The 16,734-nt window shown below is 62.9% G+C and carries 16 protein-coding genes; 11 read left to right on the top strand and 5 right to left on the bottom strand.

Features of this window, described 5'->3' with window-relative positions:
• Window positions 1-31: 31 nt before the first annotated feature.
• The gene (locus tag ACQY4V_RS11955) at window positions 32-307 is read right to left on the bottom strand and encodes a hypothetical protein (protein WP_428511960.1); all 276 of its coding nucleotides are present in this window, start codon (window positions 305-307) and stop codon (window positions 32-34) included.
• Between the two features lie 120 nt (window positions 308-427).
• Between ACQY4V_RS11955 and ACQY4V_RS11950 the strand changes: the two genes are divergently transcribed.
• Window positions 428-1,018 carry a TetR/AcrR family transcriptional regulator gene (locus tag ACQY4V_RS11950; RefSeq protein WP_428511958.1) on the top strand — a complete coding sequence of 197 codons (591 nt, stop codon included), beginning with the start codon at window positions 428-430 and terminating at the stop codon, window positions 1,016-1,018.
• A gap of 81 nt (window positions 1,019-1,099) precedes the next feature.
• A complete protein-coding gene (locus tag ACQY4V_RS11945) occupies window positions 1,100-1,576 on the top strand; it encodes a hypothetical protein (RefSeq protein ID WP_428511956.1) in 477 nt (158 codons plus the stop codon).
• Between the two features lie 7 nt (window positions 1,577-1,583).
• Here ACQY4V_RS11945 and ACQY4V_RS11940 read toward each other — a convergent pair whose 3' ends face one another.
• The 4 genes from ACQY4V_RS11940 to ACQY4V_RS11925 all read right to left on the bottom strand — a co-directional run bounded on the left by ACQY4V_RS11940 (window position 1,584) and on the right by ACQY4V_RS11925 (window position 4,602).
• On the bottom strand, window positions 1,584-2,165 hold the full coding sequence (locus tag ACQY4V_RS11940; RefSeq protein ID WP_428511954.1) for a TadE/TadG family type IV pilus assembly protein: 582 nt from the start codon (window positions 2,163-2,165) through the stop codon (window positions 1,584-1,586).
• Entirely contained in the window at window positions 2,165-2,704 is a 540-nt protein-coding gene (locus ACQY4V_RS11935; protein ID WP_428511952.1) for a TadE/TadG family type IV pilus assembly protein, read from the bottom strand. The genes ACQY4V_RS11940 and ACQY4V_RS11935 overlap by 1 nt, the downstream gene beginning before the upstream one ends.
• Window positions 2,701-3,366, bottom strand: a complete 666-nt coding sequence (locus ACQY4V_RS11930; protein WP_428511950.1) for a hypothetical protein — start codon at window positions 3,364-3,366, stop codon at window positions 2,701-2,703. Before ACQY4V_RS11930 ends, ACQY4V_RS11935 begins: the two co-directional genes overlap by 4 nt.
• A gap of 78 nt (window positions 3,367-3,444) precedes the next feature.
• Window positions 3,445-4,602 (bottom strand): pilus assembly protein TadG-related protein, encoded by a 1,158-nt coding sequence (locus ACQY4V_RS11925; protein ID WP_428511948.1) that lies wholly within the window; start codon window positions 4,600-4,602, stop codon window positions 3,445-3,447.
• A gap of 386 nt (window positions 4,603-4,988) precedes the next feature.
• Between ACQY4V_RS11925 and ACQY4V_RS11920 the strand changes: the two genes are divergently transcribed.
• From ACQY4V_RS11920 to rpoD, 9 genes are all read left to right on the top strand, one after another.
• A complete protein-coding gene (locus ACQY4V_RS11920) occupies window positions 4,989-6,422 on the top strand; it encodes a Glu/Leu/Phe/Val family dehydrogenase (protein WP_428511946.1) in 1,434 nt (477 codons plus the stop codon).
• 23 nt (window positions 6,423-6,445) lie between these two features.
• Complete coding sequence (locus tag ACQY4V_RS11915; RefSeq protein ID WP_428511944.1) at window positions 6,446-7,063, top strand: DUF6151 family protein; 618 nt, start codon at window positions 6,446-6,448, stop codon at window positions 7,061-7,063.
• Window positions 7,064-7,125: 62 nt separating this feature from the next.
• Window positions 7,126-8,379, top strand: a complete 1,254-nt coding sequence (locus ACQY4V_RS11910) for a sarcosine oxidase subunit beta family protein (protein ID WP_428511942.1) — start codon at window positions 7,126-7,128, stop codon at window positions 8,377-8,379.
• A 62-nt stretch (window positions 8,380-8,441) separates the two neighbouring features.
• Window positions 8,442-8,705 carry a sarcosine oxidase subunit delta gene (locus tag ACQY4V_RS11905; RefSeq protein ID WP_428511940.1) on the top strand — a complete coding sequence of 88 codons (264 nt, stop codon included), beginning with the start codon at window positions 8,442-8,444 and terminating at the stop codon, window positions 8,703-8,705.
• Window positions 8,702-11,617: a sarcosine oxidase subunit alpha family protein gene (locus ACQY4V_RS11900; protein ID WP_428511938.1), complete on the top strand. Its 2,916-nt coding sequence runs from the start codon at window positions 8,702-8,704 to the stop codon at window positions 11,615-11,617. The genes ACQY4V_RS11905 and ACQY4V_RS11900 overlap by 4 nt, the downstream gene beginning before the upstream one ends.
• Complete coding sequence (locus tag ACQY4V_RS11895) at window positions 11,610-12,161, top strand: sarcosine oxidase subunit gamma (protein WP_428511936.1); 552 nt, start codon at window positions 11,610-11,612, stop codon at window positions 12,159-12,161. The genes ACQY4V_RS11900 and ACQY4V_RS11895 overlap by 8 nt, the downstream gene beginning before the upstream one ends.
• A gap of 41 nt (window positions 12,162-12,202) precedes the next feature.
• The gene (locus ACQY4V_RS11890) at window positions 12,203-12,532 is read left to right on the top strand and encodes a hypothetical protein (RefSeq protein WP_428511934.1); all 330 of its coding nucleotides are present in this window, start codon (window positions 12,203-12,205) and stop codon (window positions 12,530-12,532) included.
• Between the two features lie 51 nt (window positions 12,533-12,583).
• On the top strand, window positions 12,584-14,536 hold the full coding sequence (gene dnaG / locus ACQY4V_RS11885; RefSeq protein WP_428511932.1) for a DNA primase: 1,953 nt from the start codon (window positions 12,584-12,586) through the stop codon (window positions 14,534-14,536).
• 113 nt (window positions 14,537-14,649) lie between these two features.
• Window positions 14,650-16,641: an RNA polymerase sigma factor RpoD gene (gene rpoD, locus ACQY4V_RS11880; protein ID WP_428511930.1), complete on the top strand. Its 1,992-nt coding sequence runs from the start codon at window positions 14,650-14,652 to the stop codon at window positions 16,639-16,641.
• The last annotated feature ends 93 nt before the right edge of the window (window positions 16,642-16,734 follow it).

Here is a 16,734-nt window from a genome sequence, read left to right as displayed (position 1 = left end):
AGCAGAGTCCGGGCGCGCGGGGTGGCCTGCTTCATTGCGGTACGTCGATGGTGATCTTCCGGTCAAGCCGGGCACGCGACGTCTGGTCTATGACCGTTCCGCGCAGGCGCGCAGCTCGCGCGCGCAGGTTCGCCACGCGGATCTCCAGTGCACGGGTCGTCTGGTCGGTGACGCGCGGTGCGTCCACCCGGGCGCGCAGGTCTTCTACCGGCAACAGGGATGGATAGGGCGCGCGACGTGTCTCGGCCGAGGTTGCGCTATCCAACTCGGGAAACTGCGTGCAGGCCGCCAGGGTGACGGACAGCAAGAAAGCGATAACGCGCGGAGGTCGGCACAGTGTCGGCATGGTGCGACCGTCATGCCACTGATCGCAGGGTGCAGGCAAGCAGGGCTTTTTTCTGAACAGGCGTTCAGTTATTCAGTTGGCATGGCACGCACGCAAGGCTCCCACTCGCAATTCACCGGACCAAAGGTCCGTGACGCCGCGTTGCGGCTATTTGCGCAGCACGGCTTTGCCGCGGTGTCGATGCGCCAGATTGCGGCGGAGGTGGGCGTCCAGGCAGGGGCGCTTTACAATTATACCCCCGATAAACAGACGCTTCTTTTCGACCTAATGCAGGAGCATATGGACGATTTGCTGGCGGCCTGGTGCGCCGAGGATCCCGGAGGCGCGGATCCTTTCACACGGCTCGAGGCGTTTACCCGGTTCCATATCCGGTTCAACACGAAGCGGGCCGATGCCGTTTTCGTTTCTTACATGGAACTGCGCAATCTCACGCCAGACAATTTCGAGACCGTCACAGCGCTGCGCGGGGCCTATGAAACCCGGCTGCAGGATATTCTGACGGCAGGAACGACACAGGGGGTCTTTACCGTGGCGGAGCCACGGATCACGGCGATGGCGGTGATCGCCCTGCTGACGGGCGTGAACACATGGTACCGCGAGGAAGGACGTTTGACCCTCGATGAGGTCGAGACGCTCTACTGGAACATGGTGCGCCGGATGGTCGGCGGCTGAGGCGCCAGCGGGTCTTTTCGCTCTCGCACGCGCGGGGCAATCGCGCTATCAGGCCGAAATCCGGGCGAGGAGGCGGGACGGATGCATGATGACGAGATACTGGCGGTGATGCAGGCGTCTACCGGCAGGCGCATCCTGGGTGTCGGATGTCTGGCGGTGCTGGGCGCATTGCTGATCTGGATCGGCCTGACGCGGCCTTTCGCGGCAATCGGCTGGCAGGTCTTCCTGATCCTGCTGGGCGCGGCGGCGGTCTGGATGGCGGACGCGATGCGGCGGGCCACGGCGCAGCGGATCGAGCTGACGCGGGTCGGTCTGCGCAGCAGCGATGGCGAGGCCATCGTGGCCATTGGCGATATCGAGACGATGGACAGGGGCCTTTTCGCCTTCAAGCCGTCCAACGGGTTCCTGCTTAAGGCGAAAACCAAGGCCCCGGCGCGCTGGCGGCCGGGTCTTTGGTGGCGGATGGGGCGCCGGATCGGGCTGGGCGGGGTCACGCCCGGGCATCAATCGAAGATGATGGCCGAGATGATTGCCGCCCTGATGGCAGACCGCGCCTGAGGCGCGATCACTTCTGCAGACCGCAGACCCCTTCGTAGCAGATCTGTGGTGCGAAACGGATGGCACTGAACACCCGCGTGCCGATCGTCACGTCGTTAAGGCCCACGTTGAAGAGTGGCTGGTAGGACGAAGTGGATTCGACCAGGATGATCTCTTCGCCGTCGGACACGTCGGGCAGGCTGTCATGCGAGTCCTTGACCTGCGCCGTGGTCAGCTTGGCCATGGGGCCGGTGCCGCGAACCTGTGACCAGACGATGCGGTACTCGTCATCGTCGGCATCGAAGGACACGATAGAAACGCGGATCTGGTTGACGCCGTCGTCGTTGGTGATCTCGTCGAACAGGATCTTGGCATTGTCGAGATAGATGGATGTCAGGCCCCCGGCGCGGGTTTCGCGGGAAATCATGTCCGCGATCGTGAAAGTGCCCTTTTCGCGAACGCTCTTGTAACGGTGGATTTCGAAGAAGTCGAAGGTGGCGGTCATGGCCCAGAAGAGCAGCGGCATCGACAGGACGGTTTCGACCGTGACCAAGCCGCGTGTGTCTTCGAGAAAGCTGCGTAGGGAAACTCTGAGACGGGCCATAAGCATCAGTTCGGCTCCTGTACGAAAGCGGTCATGGAAACGATCTTTGCTTCGCCACTGGGGTCCTTATCAAGTGCCGAACCCAAGAACTGCTTCGGGAAGAAGGGCTCGTACTTGTAGCAGGCGCGCATCAGCATCAGCTGGTTGGCGACACCGGGGAAGAACTTGTACACCACGGGCTTGGCCGTCTCGGCCTTGTCTGTGCAGTCGGGCGTTGTGTCCAGCGTGTTCAGCGCAAAGATGTTCGCCGGGCGCATCTCGAGCTTGAGCTTTTCCTTGCAGTTCAAAACCATGATCGCGTTGTCGCAGACCAGGTCCTTGATGGCATCGTGCCCGGGCGCGGTGCCGGTCCCGAGGCGAACTTCGCGCACCGCCATGTCCAGGCCGCGTTCCAGCAGCGTGTGGCGCATCGTCACGAAGCCCAGCTCGATCGACATCAGCATGAACGACAGGTAGAGCGGGAAGACCAGGACGAATTCGACCGTTGCCGAACCGGACTCGTCGTTGATCAAGCGGCGGAAAGCCGTTTTGAACTTGGAGATCATTGTGTCAGCCTCAGTGCTTGCACGTTGCCGGCGATAGAGCCGAACGCATCGGAGATATCGAGCCCGTCCACGCTGTAGTAGTACGCGGTGCTTCCCTCGACCGGGTCGTATCCGGTGGCGCATTTCTTCAGCGAGGTCTCGGCGGTGCCGTCCTTGGGCACCTCGTAGCCGATCGTGTAAATCACCACGCCGTTGTCCTTTGCCGCGCTACAGACCTTGTCCATCCGGGTGTTCTTCTTGCTGCCGTTGAGGTTCGAGGACATGTCTTCATATTCGTCGTCGGCGTCGCGAATACCGATAAGGTCGCCATATTCTTCCGGAGACATCAGGCCCCATGCTTCTTCCCAGCTCAGGCGCTTGCGCTTTTTGAAGCCGTCGAGTTCATCAAGGTTGACGAAATCGGTGCCGTTGATCCAGGTGCGGTCCTCGACGTTGAGATACATGTAGTCGTCCATGAGGGCGTCCCAGATATCGTCCTCGATCGCGTCGCAGTCATTGTCGGACCAGGATTGAGGAGGCGAACCCTTTTTCGAGCCGTTCGAGCCATGACCCGCATTGATCAAGCTTTGGCAGGTCGAGCTCCGGCTTCCGGAGACACCGTTCAGGACATTGGCCACCGTGGTCAGCAGACCGGGTCCATAGGTGTACTCGGGATCGCGCATCACGTAGTTGTCGTAGGTGACGCTTTTGTATTTGCAGTTCGCGTACCACTGGCTGCAGCGCCATTCGTTGCTCGAACCCTACCAACGGTAGTTGGCGTTGTAGATATAGTAGGCGTAATCGAACTCCTGCACCTCGTATTCGACCTCGAACAGATCCGAATTCTCGCCGCGATATTTGCTGTCCTGCGGGAAGAAATAGGTGGTGGAGTTCTCGCCGTCGCCCATCATCACGATGATCTTCATCGTTTCGCTGTCTGAATAGTCGACAGGCACGGTGGTGCCGGTCACGTCACGGAAGGACGGGTCGAGCAGGGCCGCGCCCCATTTCACGCCCAGTTCCCCGGAGGTGTTGCCGTGGGCGATCATCTCGTCGATCTTGTCGTGTAGGTCGGACTCGGAAGTCGAGAACTGCATCACGCGGTAGCCGTCCTCGGTATAGCATGACCGCCAAGGCCAATCCAGGTTCTCGAAGTCGCCGAAGCGGGACGTATAGATCGCTTGCTTCATAGGCACGAGCGACAGATCTTCGGACGCAGCCGCATCCGTGGCGAGGGCCGTGCTGTCATAGTCGTCCTCGTCGAACCAAAGGCAATTGGAATAGTCGTGGCGTTCGTCCACGAGCAGGGCGTCGTAGATTTCCTGGCTGGGGGTCACGGAGGTGGAGAAGGGTACGATCGAGATCGTGGCGTTGCCCGGATCCGTGGTCTCGAGGATCGTGGTGACGAATTCCTTGGCCGCCTTTTGCAGGTTCTCCATCTTGGATTTTCTGTTGGTGCCGTTCTGGTTCATCGAGTTGGACACGTCGAGTACCAGAGCGATTTCCAGTTTCGGCACGCGCGTCATTGCCGTTGCCTCGGCCGCAGTCGACAGGCGGTCGACGCCTGACAGTTTCATCAGGTAGGTGTCCATTTCGAATTCGGCGCTGGCCGTCACGTAGGCCGAGTTGAGGCCGATGTCGATGTCATCCTCGCCGATGGCATTGAGGTATTGCGACATGCCCGCCTTGGCGAAATAATCCTCGACCACGTGCTTGGCTTCTTCGTCGGAGGAGGCGCCGGCCCCGGCCAGAACGGCGGAGTCGAGCGTCGCTTGCAGGTGGGCGCGGTGCATCTCGTGGCGCATCGAGTCGATGCCGAGGCCGGCCATTACAAGCATGAACATGAAGATGAAGAGCGTGAGGATCATCATCGCGCCATCTTCTTCCTTGCGGAAATTCGAAACGCGGCGACGCGCCATCGCGTATGTTGGCAGACATGTGCTTTGCAACGACCGGAATTTAAATTTCGACACGTTCATTTCCTTGGCACCTCTTTGGACGGTTTCCGCCCCAGGAACGGATTAAATCCCTGCTGTTATCAGAAAGGTCTGTGGTCAAAATAAGGCGAAACCGGGAAGAAATTGGTCGCATTGGTGACCGACAAGGGATAAATCCTTCAAATTTTCCAAACTGTTAAGAAATACTCGACAAACCCGGCCTTCGCGGCGCTCCGGCGCGCTGCGGTGGCCTTCGGAATGTTGTGGGCATCTATGGTGGACAATCGGGACACATCCCTTAACCATTGTGACATGCATGCAGGCTATGGGGAGTCGTGCCACATGCGCCAGAAGAGGGAGACCCGACCATGAATGCACCGATCAAGGAACCGACGTTCCGCGAAAGCGTGGACCTGATGTTCAACCGCGCGGTTTCGCTGATGGACCTGCCGCCGGGACTGGAGGAGAAGATCCGGGTTTGCAACGCTACTTACACGGTCCGCTTCGGCGTACGGCTGCGCGGGCAGATCCAGACCTTCACCGGCTATCGCAGCGTGCATTCCGAGCATATGGAGCCGGTCAAGGGCGGCATCCGCTATTCCATGGCAGTGAACCAGGACGAGGTCGAGGCACTGGCGGCGCTGATGACGTATAAATGCGCTTTGGTCGAGGCACCGTTTGGCGGCTCGAAAGGCGGGCTGTGTATCGATCCGCTGGAATGGGACGAGCACGAGCTGGAACTGATCACGCGGCGCTTCGCCTATGAACTGGCCAAGCGCGACCTGATCCATCCGGCGCAGAACGTGCCCGCCCCGGATATGGGCACGGGCGAGCGCGAGATGGCGTGGATCGCCGATCAGTACCGCCGGATGAACACCACCGACATCAATGCCCGCGCCTGCGTTACCGGCAAACCGGTCCATGCGGGTGGCATTCAAGGCCGGACCGAGGCCACGGGGCGCGGTGTGCAATACGCACTGCAGGAGTTCTTCCGCCATCCCGAGGACGTCAAGTCGGCTGGGCTCAGCGGGTCGCTGGACGGCAAGCGCGTGATCGTGCAGGGCTTGGGCAATGTGGGCTATCACGCGGCCAAGTTCCTGTCCGAGGAGGACGGCTGCAAGGTGATCGCGGTGATCGAGCGCGACGGCGGTCTTTACGACGAGAACGGCCTGAACATCGATGAGTTGCGCAACTGGATCGCCAAGCATGGCGGCGTCGATGGCTATCCGTCCGGGAACTATATCAAGACCGGGGCGAAATATCTGGAAGAGGATTGCGACATCCTGATCCCCGCAGCGATGGAGGGTGTCATCAACCTTGGAAATGCCGACAGGATAAAGGCGCCGCTGATCATCGAGGCGGCGAACGGCCCCGTGACGGCGGGCGCCGACGAGATCCTGCGCAACAAGGGCACCGTCATTATTCCCGACATGTATGCCAACGCCGGTGGTGTGACGGTGTCCTATTTCGAATGGGTCAAGAACCTGAGCCACATCCGCTTTGGCCGGATGGGCCGGCGACAGGAGGAGGCGCGGCACGAGCTCATCGTGAAAGAACTGAGCCGGCTGGACGATCACCTCGAAGGCGCATGGTCGATGACGCCGGATTTCAAGCAGAAGTACCTGCGCGGCGCCGGCGAATTGGAACTGGTGCGCTCGGGCCTCGACGACACGATGCGCGCGGCCTACCAGTCGATGCGCGAAACCTGGCACGGACGCGAGGACGTGACCGATCTGCGCACCGCGGCCTATTTGGTTTCGATCGGCAAGGTCGCCACCAGCTACCGCGCCGCCGGCCTTTAGGGCAGGGGCGATTGGTCGCGACCGTGAAGAAGACCTGCCGCTGCGGCGCGGTCGAGGTGACACTGGCGGTGCCCGCTCCCGGGGCGGGCACGCGCGTGACGTGCTATTGCAAGGACTGCCAGACCGCCGCGGCTCTTTTCGGCGAGGCGGACGCCTTGTTATCGCCGGGCGGGGGCAGTGAGATCTGGCAAACGACGCCCGATCGACTGACTCTGGAGGCCGGGGAAGAGCATCTGGAAATCCTGCGTCTGTCGCCCAAGGGGCTGTACCGCTGGCACGCGCGGTGCTGCGACACGCCCATCTTCAATACCATGTCCCGGGTGAACTTGCCCTTCGTTGGCGTGGTTCTGCGTCAGGCCGAACTTGAGGGTGCAGCGTTTGGGTTGGGACCGTCGCGCTGCCAGGCTTTCACCAAATATGCAAGGAAAGACCCGGGCGCGCCCAAGGCCGATCGCGGCTTTGCAAGCGCTGGCTTTCAGGTTCTGCGCCGCATGGCCGGTGCTTGGATCAGTGGGCGCGCGAAAACGAATCCGCTTCTCGGCGGTGATGGCGCACCGAAAGCGCCGGTGAAAGCTATCCCGCTGGAGCAGCGACAGGCGGCGGTGCCTCCTCATTTGCGCCAGGGCGCCGGAACCTCGTAGCCCGTTGCAGTTTCCGGCGGAACTTGCTTGACTCGACATCTGGTCGTTGGAGAGATCACGAAATGAAGTTTTCAGGGCTGCGCGTCCTCAGGGAAGGTCTGACCGGCAATCGCGGTTGGCAGGCGCATTGGCGCGATGCCAGCCCGAAAGACGCCTATGACGTGGTCATCATCGGCGGCGGCGGGCACGGTCTCTCGACCGCATACTATCTGGCGCGGGAACACGGGATCACGAACGTGGCGGTGCTGGAGAAGGGCTATCTGGGCGGCGGCAACGTGGGGCGCAACACCACGATCGTGCGGGCGAATTACTTCTTGCCGGGCAACTCGGAATTCTACAGTCATTCTCTCAAACTCTGGGAAGGGCTGGAGCAGGAGCTTAATTACAACGTGATGCATTCGCAGCGCGGGCAGATCGTGCTGTTTCATTCGGACGGCCAGCGGGACGCCGCAATCCGCCGGGGCAACGCGATGCGCAACCAGGGTGACGATGCGGAATTGCTGAGCGTCGGGCAACTGAAGAAGGTGCTGCCCTATCTGGACTACGAGCAAGCAAGGTTTCCCATCTACGGCGGTCTCTTGCAACGGCGGGCGGGCACGGCGCGGCACGACGCCGTGGCCTGGGGCTATGCGCGGGGAGCAAGCGCGCGCGGCGTGGACCTTGTCCAGAATTGCGAGGTGACTGGGATCGACATCGAGGGCGGTGTCGTCAAAGGCTTGCAGACCTCGCGCGGGGCGATCCGGGCGAAGAAAGTCGCTGTGATCGTCGCGGGCCGGTCGAGCCAGGTGGCGGCGATGGCCGGGATGCGCCTGCCGATCGAGAGCCATGTTCTGCAGGCCTTCGTGACCGAGGGACTGAAGCCTTGCATCGACCACGTCGTGAGCTTCGGAATGGGACATTTCTACATCAGCCAGTCGGACAAGGGCGGGCTGGTCTTTGGCGGCGACCTTGATATGTACGCCAGCTATGCCGCGCGGGGGAACCTGCCACTGGTGGAGCATGTGATGGAGGCCGGCATGACCCTGATGCCGATGATCGGGCAGGCAAAGGTGTTGCGCAGCTGGGGCGGGATCATGGACATGAGCCCGGATGGCAGCCCGATCATCGACAAGTCGCCGGTCGAGGGGCTCTACCTCAATTGCGGCTGGTGCTATGGCGGGTTCAAGGCGGTCCCCGGCTCGGGGCATTGCATGGCGCACCTGGTGGCGACGGACCGCCCGCACGTGGCGGCGGCACGGCTGCGGTTGGACAGGTTCCGTACCGGGCGCGGGCTGATGGACGAGGAGGGCACCGGTGCGCAGCATAACCTGCATTGAGGTGCATATGGCGGACGTCAGGCCATGAGAATTTCTGGCAAGAAAAAGCCGGGGGCGGTGATATGAGGCTGCCCTGTCCGATTTGTGGCGACCGGGATCGCCGGGAGTTCTATTACGCCGGTCACGCGGTGGCGCTGGAACGTCCTGGTGAAGGCGCGGGCGCGGAGGCGTGGGACGACTATGTGCACAATCGCGAGAACCCTTGTGGCGAGACGCGAGACCTGTGGTTCCACGAGAGCGGCTGCGGCGCCTGGATCGTGGTGACGCGGAACACGGCCAGCCATGCCGTCCTGAGCGCAGTGCTGGCGGAAGAGGCGGCACGATGAGGCTGGAGGGTGATGGGCTGATCGACCGGTCACGGCGCGTGGGGTTCAGCTTTGACGGGCGGCAGTACGTGGGGTTTGAGGGAGACACGCTGGCCTCGGCGCTGATGGGGGCGGACGTGCGGGTGGTGGCGCGGTCGTTCAAGTATCACCGGCCACGCGGCATCTTTACCGCGGGCAGCGAGGAGCCCAATGCGCTGGTCACGCTGGGGCGAGGCGCGGGGCAGGAGCCGAACGCGCGGGCCACGATGGTGGAGATGCACGAAGGGTTGCAAGCGTTCGGACAGAACGCGTGGCCGTCGGTGGAGTTCGACCTGATGGCGGTCAACGACCTCGGTGCGGCGTTCCTCGGAGCGGGCTTCTACTACAAGACCTTCATGTGGCCGAAGGCGTTCTGGGAAAAGCTTTACGAGCCGGTCATCCGCCGCGCTGCCGGGCTTGGGGCCCTGTCGCGGGAGGCGAGCCCGGAGAAGTGGGAGCGGGCCTTTGCTCATTGCGACCTGCTGGTAATTGGCGCAGGGCCTGCGGGGCTGATGGCCGCCTGGACGGCGGCGCAGGCCGGGGCGGATGTCATCCTGGCCGACGAGGACACGCGTCTGGGCGGACGGCTCAATGCCGAGGTCGAGGAGGTGGACGGACAGCCGGGCCATGCCTGGGCCGAGGCGATGCGGACGCGGCTGGCGGTGATGGCGAATGTGCGGGTGATGACGCGAACGGCCGTGGTGGGTGCCTATGACCACGGGACGTATGGCGCACTGGAGCGGCTGGGGCCGGGGGGCGTCCTGAAGGGGTGTTTCTGGCGGATCGTGGCAAAACGCGCGGTGCTGGCGGCGGGGGCGATCGAACGGCCCGTGGCCTTCGCCAACAACGACCGGCCCGGGGTGATGATGGCCGGGGCGCTGAGGGCTTATGTCAACCGCTGGCGGGTCTGTCCGGGACGCCGGGTGGCGGTTTTTGCCAACAGCGATGCGGGGCACCGGACGGTGCGCGACTTGCAGGCGTCGGGCGTTCACGTGTCGGCGCTGATCGACGCGCGGTCGGATGCGGTCTGTGACCTGGATGTGCCATTTTACGCGAACGCGCAGGTTTGCGGCAGCGGCGGTCGCAAAGCGTTGGAGAGTGTCAGCTTTCGGCGGGGCGACAGGATCGAGACGGTTCAGGCGGATGTGCTGGCCATGTCCGGCGGCTGGAACCCGAGTGTGCACCTCAGCTGTCACACGGGCGGGCGGCCCGTATGGGACGACAGTCTGGCGGCGTTCCTGCCGCGCGAGGGGGCTGTGCCGGAGATGCGCTATGCCGGGGCGGCGACAGGGGTCTTTTCCACTCACGGATGCCTTGTAAGCGGGATTGCCGCGGGCAAGGCGGTGGCGGACGACCTTGGACTGCACGGGGCCGACGTACCTTTGCCGAAGGCGGAAGACGGCGCGTACGAGATTTCGCCGCTTTGGCATGTGCCGGGCAAGGGCAGGGCATGGCTGGATTTTCAGAACGATGTGACGGTGAAGGACGTGAAGCTTGCCGCGCAGGAGAATTTCACGTCGGTTGAGCATATGAAGCGTTACACGACGCAGGGCATGGCGCCGGACCAGGGCAAGAATTCCAACATCGCCGCCCTTGCCGTGCTGGCCGATGCCACCGGGCGCGGGATCGCGGAGACCGGGACGACCACGTATCGCCCGCCTTATGTACCTGTGCCGATTGCTGCCATGGGAGCGGGGGCGCAAGGCAAGGGGTTTGCGCCCGAGCGGTTCACCACCTCGCACGCGGCGTCTGTCGAACGTGGGGCGCCGATGATCGAGGCGGGACTATGGTACCGGCCCAGCTATTTCCCCAAGGCGGGCGAGACGCACTGGCGCCAGTCCTGCGACCGCGAGGTGCGGATGGTGCGGGGCCACGTGGGCGTCTGCGATGTCTCGACCTTGGGCAAGATCGACGTGCAGGGGCCGGATGCGGGTGCGTTCCTGGATTTTGTTTACACCGGAATGATGTCGACGCTGAAGGTGGGCCGCGTGCGCTATGGGCTGATGCTGCGCGAGGACGGGCATGTCATGGATGACGGTACCTGCGCGCGGCTGGGTGAGCGGCATTTTCTGGTCACCACCACCACGGCGGCAGCCGGGCAGGTGATGCGGCACATGGAATTCGCGCAGCAGGTGCTGCGCCCCGACCTGGATGTGCGCTTTGCCTCGGTGACCGAACAGTGGGCGCAGTTCGCCGTGGCCGGGCCGAAATCGCGCGAATTGCTGGAGCAGCTTGTCGGACATGATCTTGGCACCGGTGATTGGCCATTCATGGCCTGTGGTCCGGTGCGTCTTGGGGGTGTCGAAGGGCGCCTCTTTCGCATCTCTTTCTCGGGGGAACTGGCTTACGAGGTCGCGGTCCCGGCGCGTTACGGCGCGGCGCTCTTCGATATCTTGATCGAAAGGGGAGAGGCCATGGAGGGCGGGCCTTACGGGATGGAGGCGCTCAACGTCATGCGGATCGAGAAAGGGTTCATCACCCATGCCGAGATCCACGGGCGCACGACGGCCTTCGACATCGGGATGCAGGGCATGATGAGCGACAGGAAGGATTTCATCGGAAAGGCGATGGCGGCGCGGCCGGGGCTGATGGACGAGGACCGCGCGCAGCTTGTCGGGCTGAAGCCGGTGGGCGCGGTGAAGGAGTTGATCGCCGGGGCGCATCTGTTTGCCCCCGGAGCCGATCCGGTGAGCGAGAATGACGAAGGCTACATCACCTCGGTCGCCTTCTCGCCAATGCTGGGACATGTGATCGGCCTCGGGTTTCTGGAGCGGGGCCGGGCGCGGATCGGTGAGCAGGTGCGGATGGTCGAGCACCTGAAAGGTTCGGCAACGCTATGCGAGGTGGTGGCGCCGGGTGGTTTCGACCCTGACGGAGGGCGGATGCGTGGCTGAGCTGAAGGCGAGGATGCCGCTGGAGAGGCTGTTGCCGATGGAGGTTGCGGGTGTGCGCGTGCGCCAGGTGGATTTGGGGGCGATGACGCTGGTGATGCCCTATCGCGGACGCGACGCTGCGCTGTCAGATGCGCTGAAGGCGGCGCATGGGCTGCGCTGGCCCGAGCGGGGCCGGATGACAGGAACGACAACGCGCGGCGTGCTGTGGTTCGGGCGCGCGCAGGCGATGCTGATCGGTATGGCGCCCGAGGGAGGGCTGGAGGAAAATGCGGCGGTGGTGGACCAGTCCGATGCCTGGGCGGTGGTCGAGATCGAGGGCGACAGAGCCGCCGAGGCGCTGGCGCGGCTCACGCCGGTGGACCTGCGGCCGGGCGTGTTCGAGGTAGGGCATATCGCGCGCACCGAGCCGTCGCACATGACGGCGTCGCTGACACGCACGGGCGAGGCGACATACCTGGTGATGGTGTTTCGCGCCTTCGCGCACACGCTGGTGCATGAGCTTGGCGCAGCACTTGAAGGGGTTGCGGCGCGCGTCGGGCGTTGACAGAGTTGGGCCGTTATTGCGGTTTGCCGAAAGGACGGACGATGTTTGGCAGGATCTTGTGGACGGCCGGGGCTCTGAGCCTCGCGGTGCCGTTGACCGCATCGGCCGCGGTCGATAAGACCGCCCTTTGCACCGAGACCGCGAAGATCGTCCAGGTGGCGGCCACCGAGCGAAAGGCCGGCAAGGACGCCGCGCGCGTAAAGCAGGAGCTGACACGCGGCGCCGGCAAGGTCGAGGCCCGGCTGACGCCCATGGTGCCGCCGCTGGTGGACTGGGTGTTCATGATCGACGCGCAGGAGATGCGCAAGCCGGGCGCGGCCGGCGCGGTGACGGAGCAGTATCGCGAGGGCTGCCTGGGGTTCGAACCTTGAATCGCTCAAATCGCCTTGGCGCGGACATCCGGTTGGCCCATATTGCAAGGTATGAGCCTGCCACCCGGATTCCTTGACGAGCTGCGCACCCGCACCTCCATCGTGCAGGTGGTGGGGCGCAAGGTCATGTGGGACAACCGCAAGTCCAACCAGGGCAAGGGCGACATGTGGGCGCCGTGCCCCTTTCACCACGAAAAAACCGCCAGCTTTCACGTCGACGATCGCAAGGGCTATTATTATTGCTTCGGCTGTCACGCGAAGGGCGACGCGATATCCTTTGTCCGCGAGACAGAGAACGTGGAGTTCATGGAGGCGGTCAAGATACTGGCGCAGGAGGCCGGGATGCCCGTGCCAGAGCGCGATCCGCAGGCGCAGGCCAAGGCCGACCGGCGCACGCAGTTGGTCGAGGTGATGGAGATGGCGGTGCGCCATTTCCGCCTGATGCTGAAGGCCGGGGCGGGGTCCGCGGCGCGCGACTACCTGCTGGGGCGTGGATTGGATGAGGCGGCTCAGGACCGCTATGACATCGGGTTTGCCGCCGATGCCTGGCAGGACCTGTGGGATCATTTGAAAGGTAAGGGCGTCGAGGACGACCTGATCCTTGGCTGCGGGTTGGCCAAGCCAAGCAACAAGGGCGGCAAACCCTATGATACGTTCCGTAACCGGATCATGTTTCCGATCCGCGACGCGCGTGGGCGCTGCATAGCATTCGGGGGCCGGGCGATGGACCCGGATGACAACGCCAAGTATCTCAACAGTCCCGAAACCGAGCTTTTCGACAAGTCGCGCACGCTGTATCACCATGGCCCCGCGCGAGAGGCGGCGGGCAAGGGTAAGCCGCTGATCGTGGCCGAAGGCTACATGGACGTGATCGCGCTAGCCGAGGCCGGGTTCGGCGCGTCGGTGGCGCCGTTGGGGACGGCAGTGACAGAACACCAGCTGGCGATGCTTTGGCGTATCGCGGACGAGCCGATAATGGCGCTTGATGGCGACACGGCGGGGCTGCGCGCGGCCTACCGGGTAATCGATCTGGCGCTGCCGCTGCTGGAGGCGGGTAAATCTCTGCGATTCGTGCTAATGCCCGAGGGACAGGACCCTGACGACCTGTTGCGCACCGAGGGCGCCGGTGCCGTCCAGGCGCTGCTGGACAAGGCCATGCCGATGGTCGACCTGTTGTGGCAGCGCGAGACGGAAGGGCGCGAATTCGACAGCCCCGAGCGCAAGGCGGCGTTGGACAAAGCGCTGCGCGAGAAGATCATGACGATCCGCGACCCCAGCCTGCGCAGCCATTACGGACAGGCGATCAAGGATCTGCGCTGGCAATTGTTCCGGCCAAAGCCGAAAGGCGGTGGTGGCTTCGCGGCGCGCGGTGGCAAGTGGCAGAAGATCGAGCCGGTGCGTGCCACGACAAAATCGTCACTGCTGGTGGCGTCGGGTGACGCCGCGCAGACGCATCTGCGCGAGGCCGTCGTGTTGGCCACGATCATCCGCAATCCCGAGATTCTGCCCGAGTTCGAGGCCGATCTGGAACGGCTGCAATGCGACCCGCCGCACCATGGCCCGGTGCGCGATGCACTATTGTTCTATCAGCCTGGAGGGACTGGCACGCTGGAGGCTGAACTGTCCGAGAAACTGGGCCTCGACGTGGTTGAAAAACTGTTGTCGCTTCCCCATGTCGCCTTAGTTCCTGCGGTGAGACGTCCAGGCGATGCCGAGCTTGCTCGTATGACGGTCGGCGAAACACTGGCGAAACTGGAAGCCGACCGAGGTTTGGCGGCGGAAATCCGGGAAGCCGAGCAGGATATAGCTGGCGTTGCCGATGAAGCCGTCACCTGGCGTCTGGGCGAGGCGGCACAGGCGCGCAACCGGGCCTGGACCAGCCAGCAGGAAGACAAAACGGAATATGAGCGGGGCCAGAACGGTGCCCCGGTCAGCCGCGAGGAAAGGGAGCGATTCGACGCGTTGCTTGATCAGATCGGGTTCAACAAAGGGTCTGATAGGTAACGCTTTGAATGTAATCTTAAGCAGATAGGGGTTATTGGTTTGCGAATCACCCCATCGCCATGTTGATTCGGACAAGCGAATCACCTTCACCCTATTGGGACCAGGAGAGCTGAATGGCCGCCAAGGACACCGACGACGATCAGAAGACCGAGGAACAGGACGCCGAAATCTCGCTCGACATGAGCCAGGCGGCGGTCAAGAAGATGATCGGCGAGGCGCGCGAACGCGGCTTTATCACCTACGATCAGCTCAACAAGGTGCTGCCGCCCGATCAGGTCTCGAGCGAGCAGATCGAGGATGTGATGTCGATGCTCAGCGAGATGGGTATCAACATCATCGAGGACGAGGAAGCCGAGGAAGAAGAGCAGAAGACCACCGCCGTTGCCGAAATTGGCAAGAAGGGCGAAGTGGCACTCGGCTCGGGCAAAGACGAAAAGCTGGATCGTACCGATGATCCGGTGCGCATGTACCTGCGCGAGATGGGTTCCGTCGAACTTCTGAGCCGTGAGGGCGAGATTGCCATCGCCAAGCGGATCGAGGCCGGGCGCAACACGATGATCGCCGGTCTGTGCGAAAGCCCGCTGACTTTCCAGGCCATCACCATCTGGCGCGACGAGCTTCTGGGCGAAGATATTTTGTTGCGCGACGTGATCGACCTTGAGACCACGTTCGGCAATCAGATTGGCGACGGCGAGGGCGACGAGACCGTCGTCGAGGCCGCCAACATGTCCAGCGCCCCCAACGACAAGTCCGAGAGCAAGGACGAACCGGAGCTTGATGCCGACGGCAACCCCATCGCCAGTGACGATGACGAGGACGAGGAAGAACAGGCCAACATGAGCCTCGCGGCTATGGAGGCCACGCTCAAGCCGCGCGTGCTGGAAACGCTGGACCGGATCGCTTCGTATTACGAAAAGCTGAGCGAGATGCAGGACAGCCGTATCTCGGCAACGCTGAACGAGGACGGCTCGTTCACCGACAAGCAGGAGCAGACCTATCAGGAGCTGCGGTCGGAGATCGTGGAACTGGTGAACTCGCTGCACCTTCACAACAACCGGATCGAGGCGCTGATCGACCAGCTTTACGGCATCAACCGCCGGATCATGCAGATCGACTCGGCGATGGTGAAGCTGGCCGACCAGGCCCGCATCAACCGCAAGGAATTCGTTGACGAGTATCGGGGCCGCGAGCTTGACCCGAACTGGCTGGAAGACATGGCCCAGAAAGACGGCCGTGGCTGGAAAATGTTCATGGAGCGCAGCCCCGAGAAGGTGGAAGAACTGCGCGCAGACATGGCGCAGGTGGGTCAGTATGTGGGGCTGGATATCAGCGAGTTCCGCCGCATCGTAAACCAGGTTCAGAAGGGCGAGAAGGAAGCCCGACAGGCCAAGAAGGAAATGGTCGAGGCCAACCTGCGGCTGGTGATCTCGATCGCCAAGAAATACACCAACCGGGGCCTGCAATTCCTGGACCTGATCCAGGAAGGCAATATCGGCCTGATGAAGGCCGTGGACAAGTTCGAGTATCGCCGGGGCTACAAGTTCTCGACATACGCCACCTGGTGGATCCGGCAGGCCATTACTCGGTCGATTGCCGACCAGGCCCGTACCATCCGCATCCCGGTTCATATGATCGAGACGATCAACAAGCTGGTCCGCACGGGTCGCCAGATGTTGCACGAGATCGGCCGCGAGCCGACGCCGGAGGAACTGGCCGAGAAGTTGCAGATGCCGCTGGAGAAGGTTCGCAAGGTGATGAAGATCGCCAAGGAGCCGATCAGCCTCGAAACGCCCATCGGCGACGAGGAAGACAGCCAGCTGGGCGATTTCATCGAGGACAAGAACGTGATCCTGCCGCTGGATTCCGCCATTCAGGACAACCTGAAGGAAACCACGACACGGGTCTTGTCCAGCCTGACCCCGCGCGAGGAACGCGTTCTGCGGATGCGCTTCGGCATCGGGATGAACACTGACCACACGCTGGAGGAAGTGGGCCAGCAATTCTCGGTCACGCGGGAACGTATCCGCCAGATCGAGGCCAAGGCGCTGCGCAAGCTGAAGCACCCGAGCCGGTCGCGCAAGCTGCGGTCGTTCCTGGATCAATAGGGCGGGCTGTCGAGGCCTGATTTCCGACAGGCGGAAATCTTTGACGGAATTTGAACCGTGCGAGGGTGCAGGGCGTCTCATGCCAGAGACCTG

This window comes from Roseovarius sp. (genome assembly GCF_965277045.1).
Taxonomy (GTDB): domain Bacteria; phylum Pseudomonadota; class Alphaproteobacteria; order Rhodobacterales; family Rhodobacteraceae; genus Roseovarius.
This window is presented reverse-complemented; position numbering and strand designations above follow the sequence as displayed.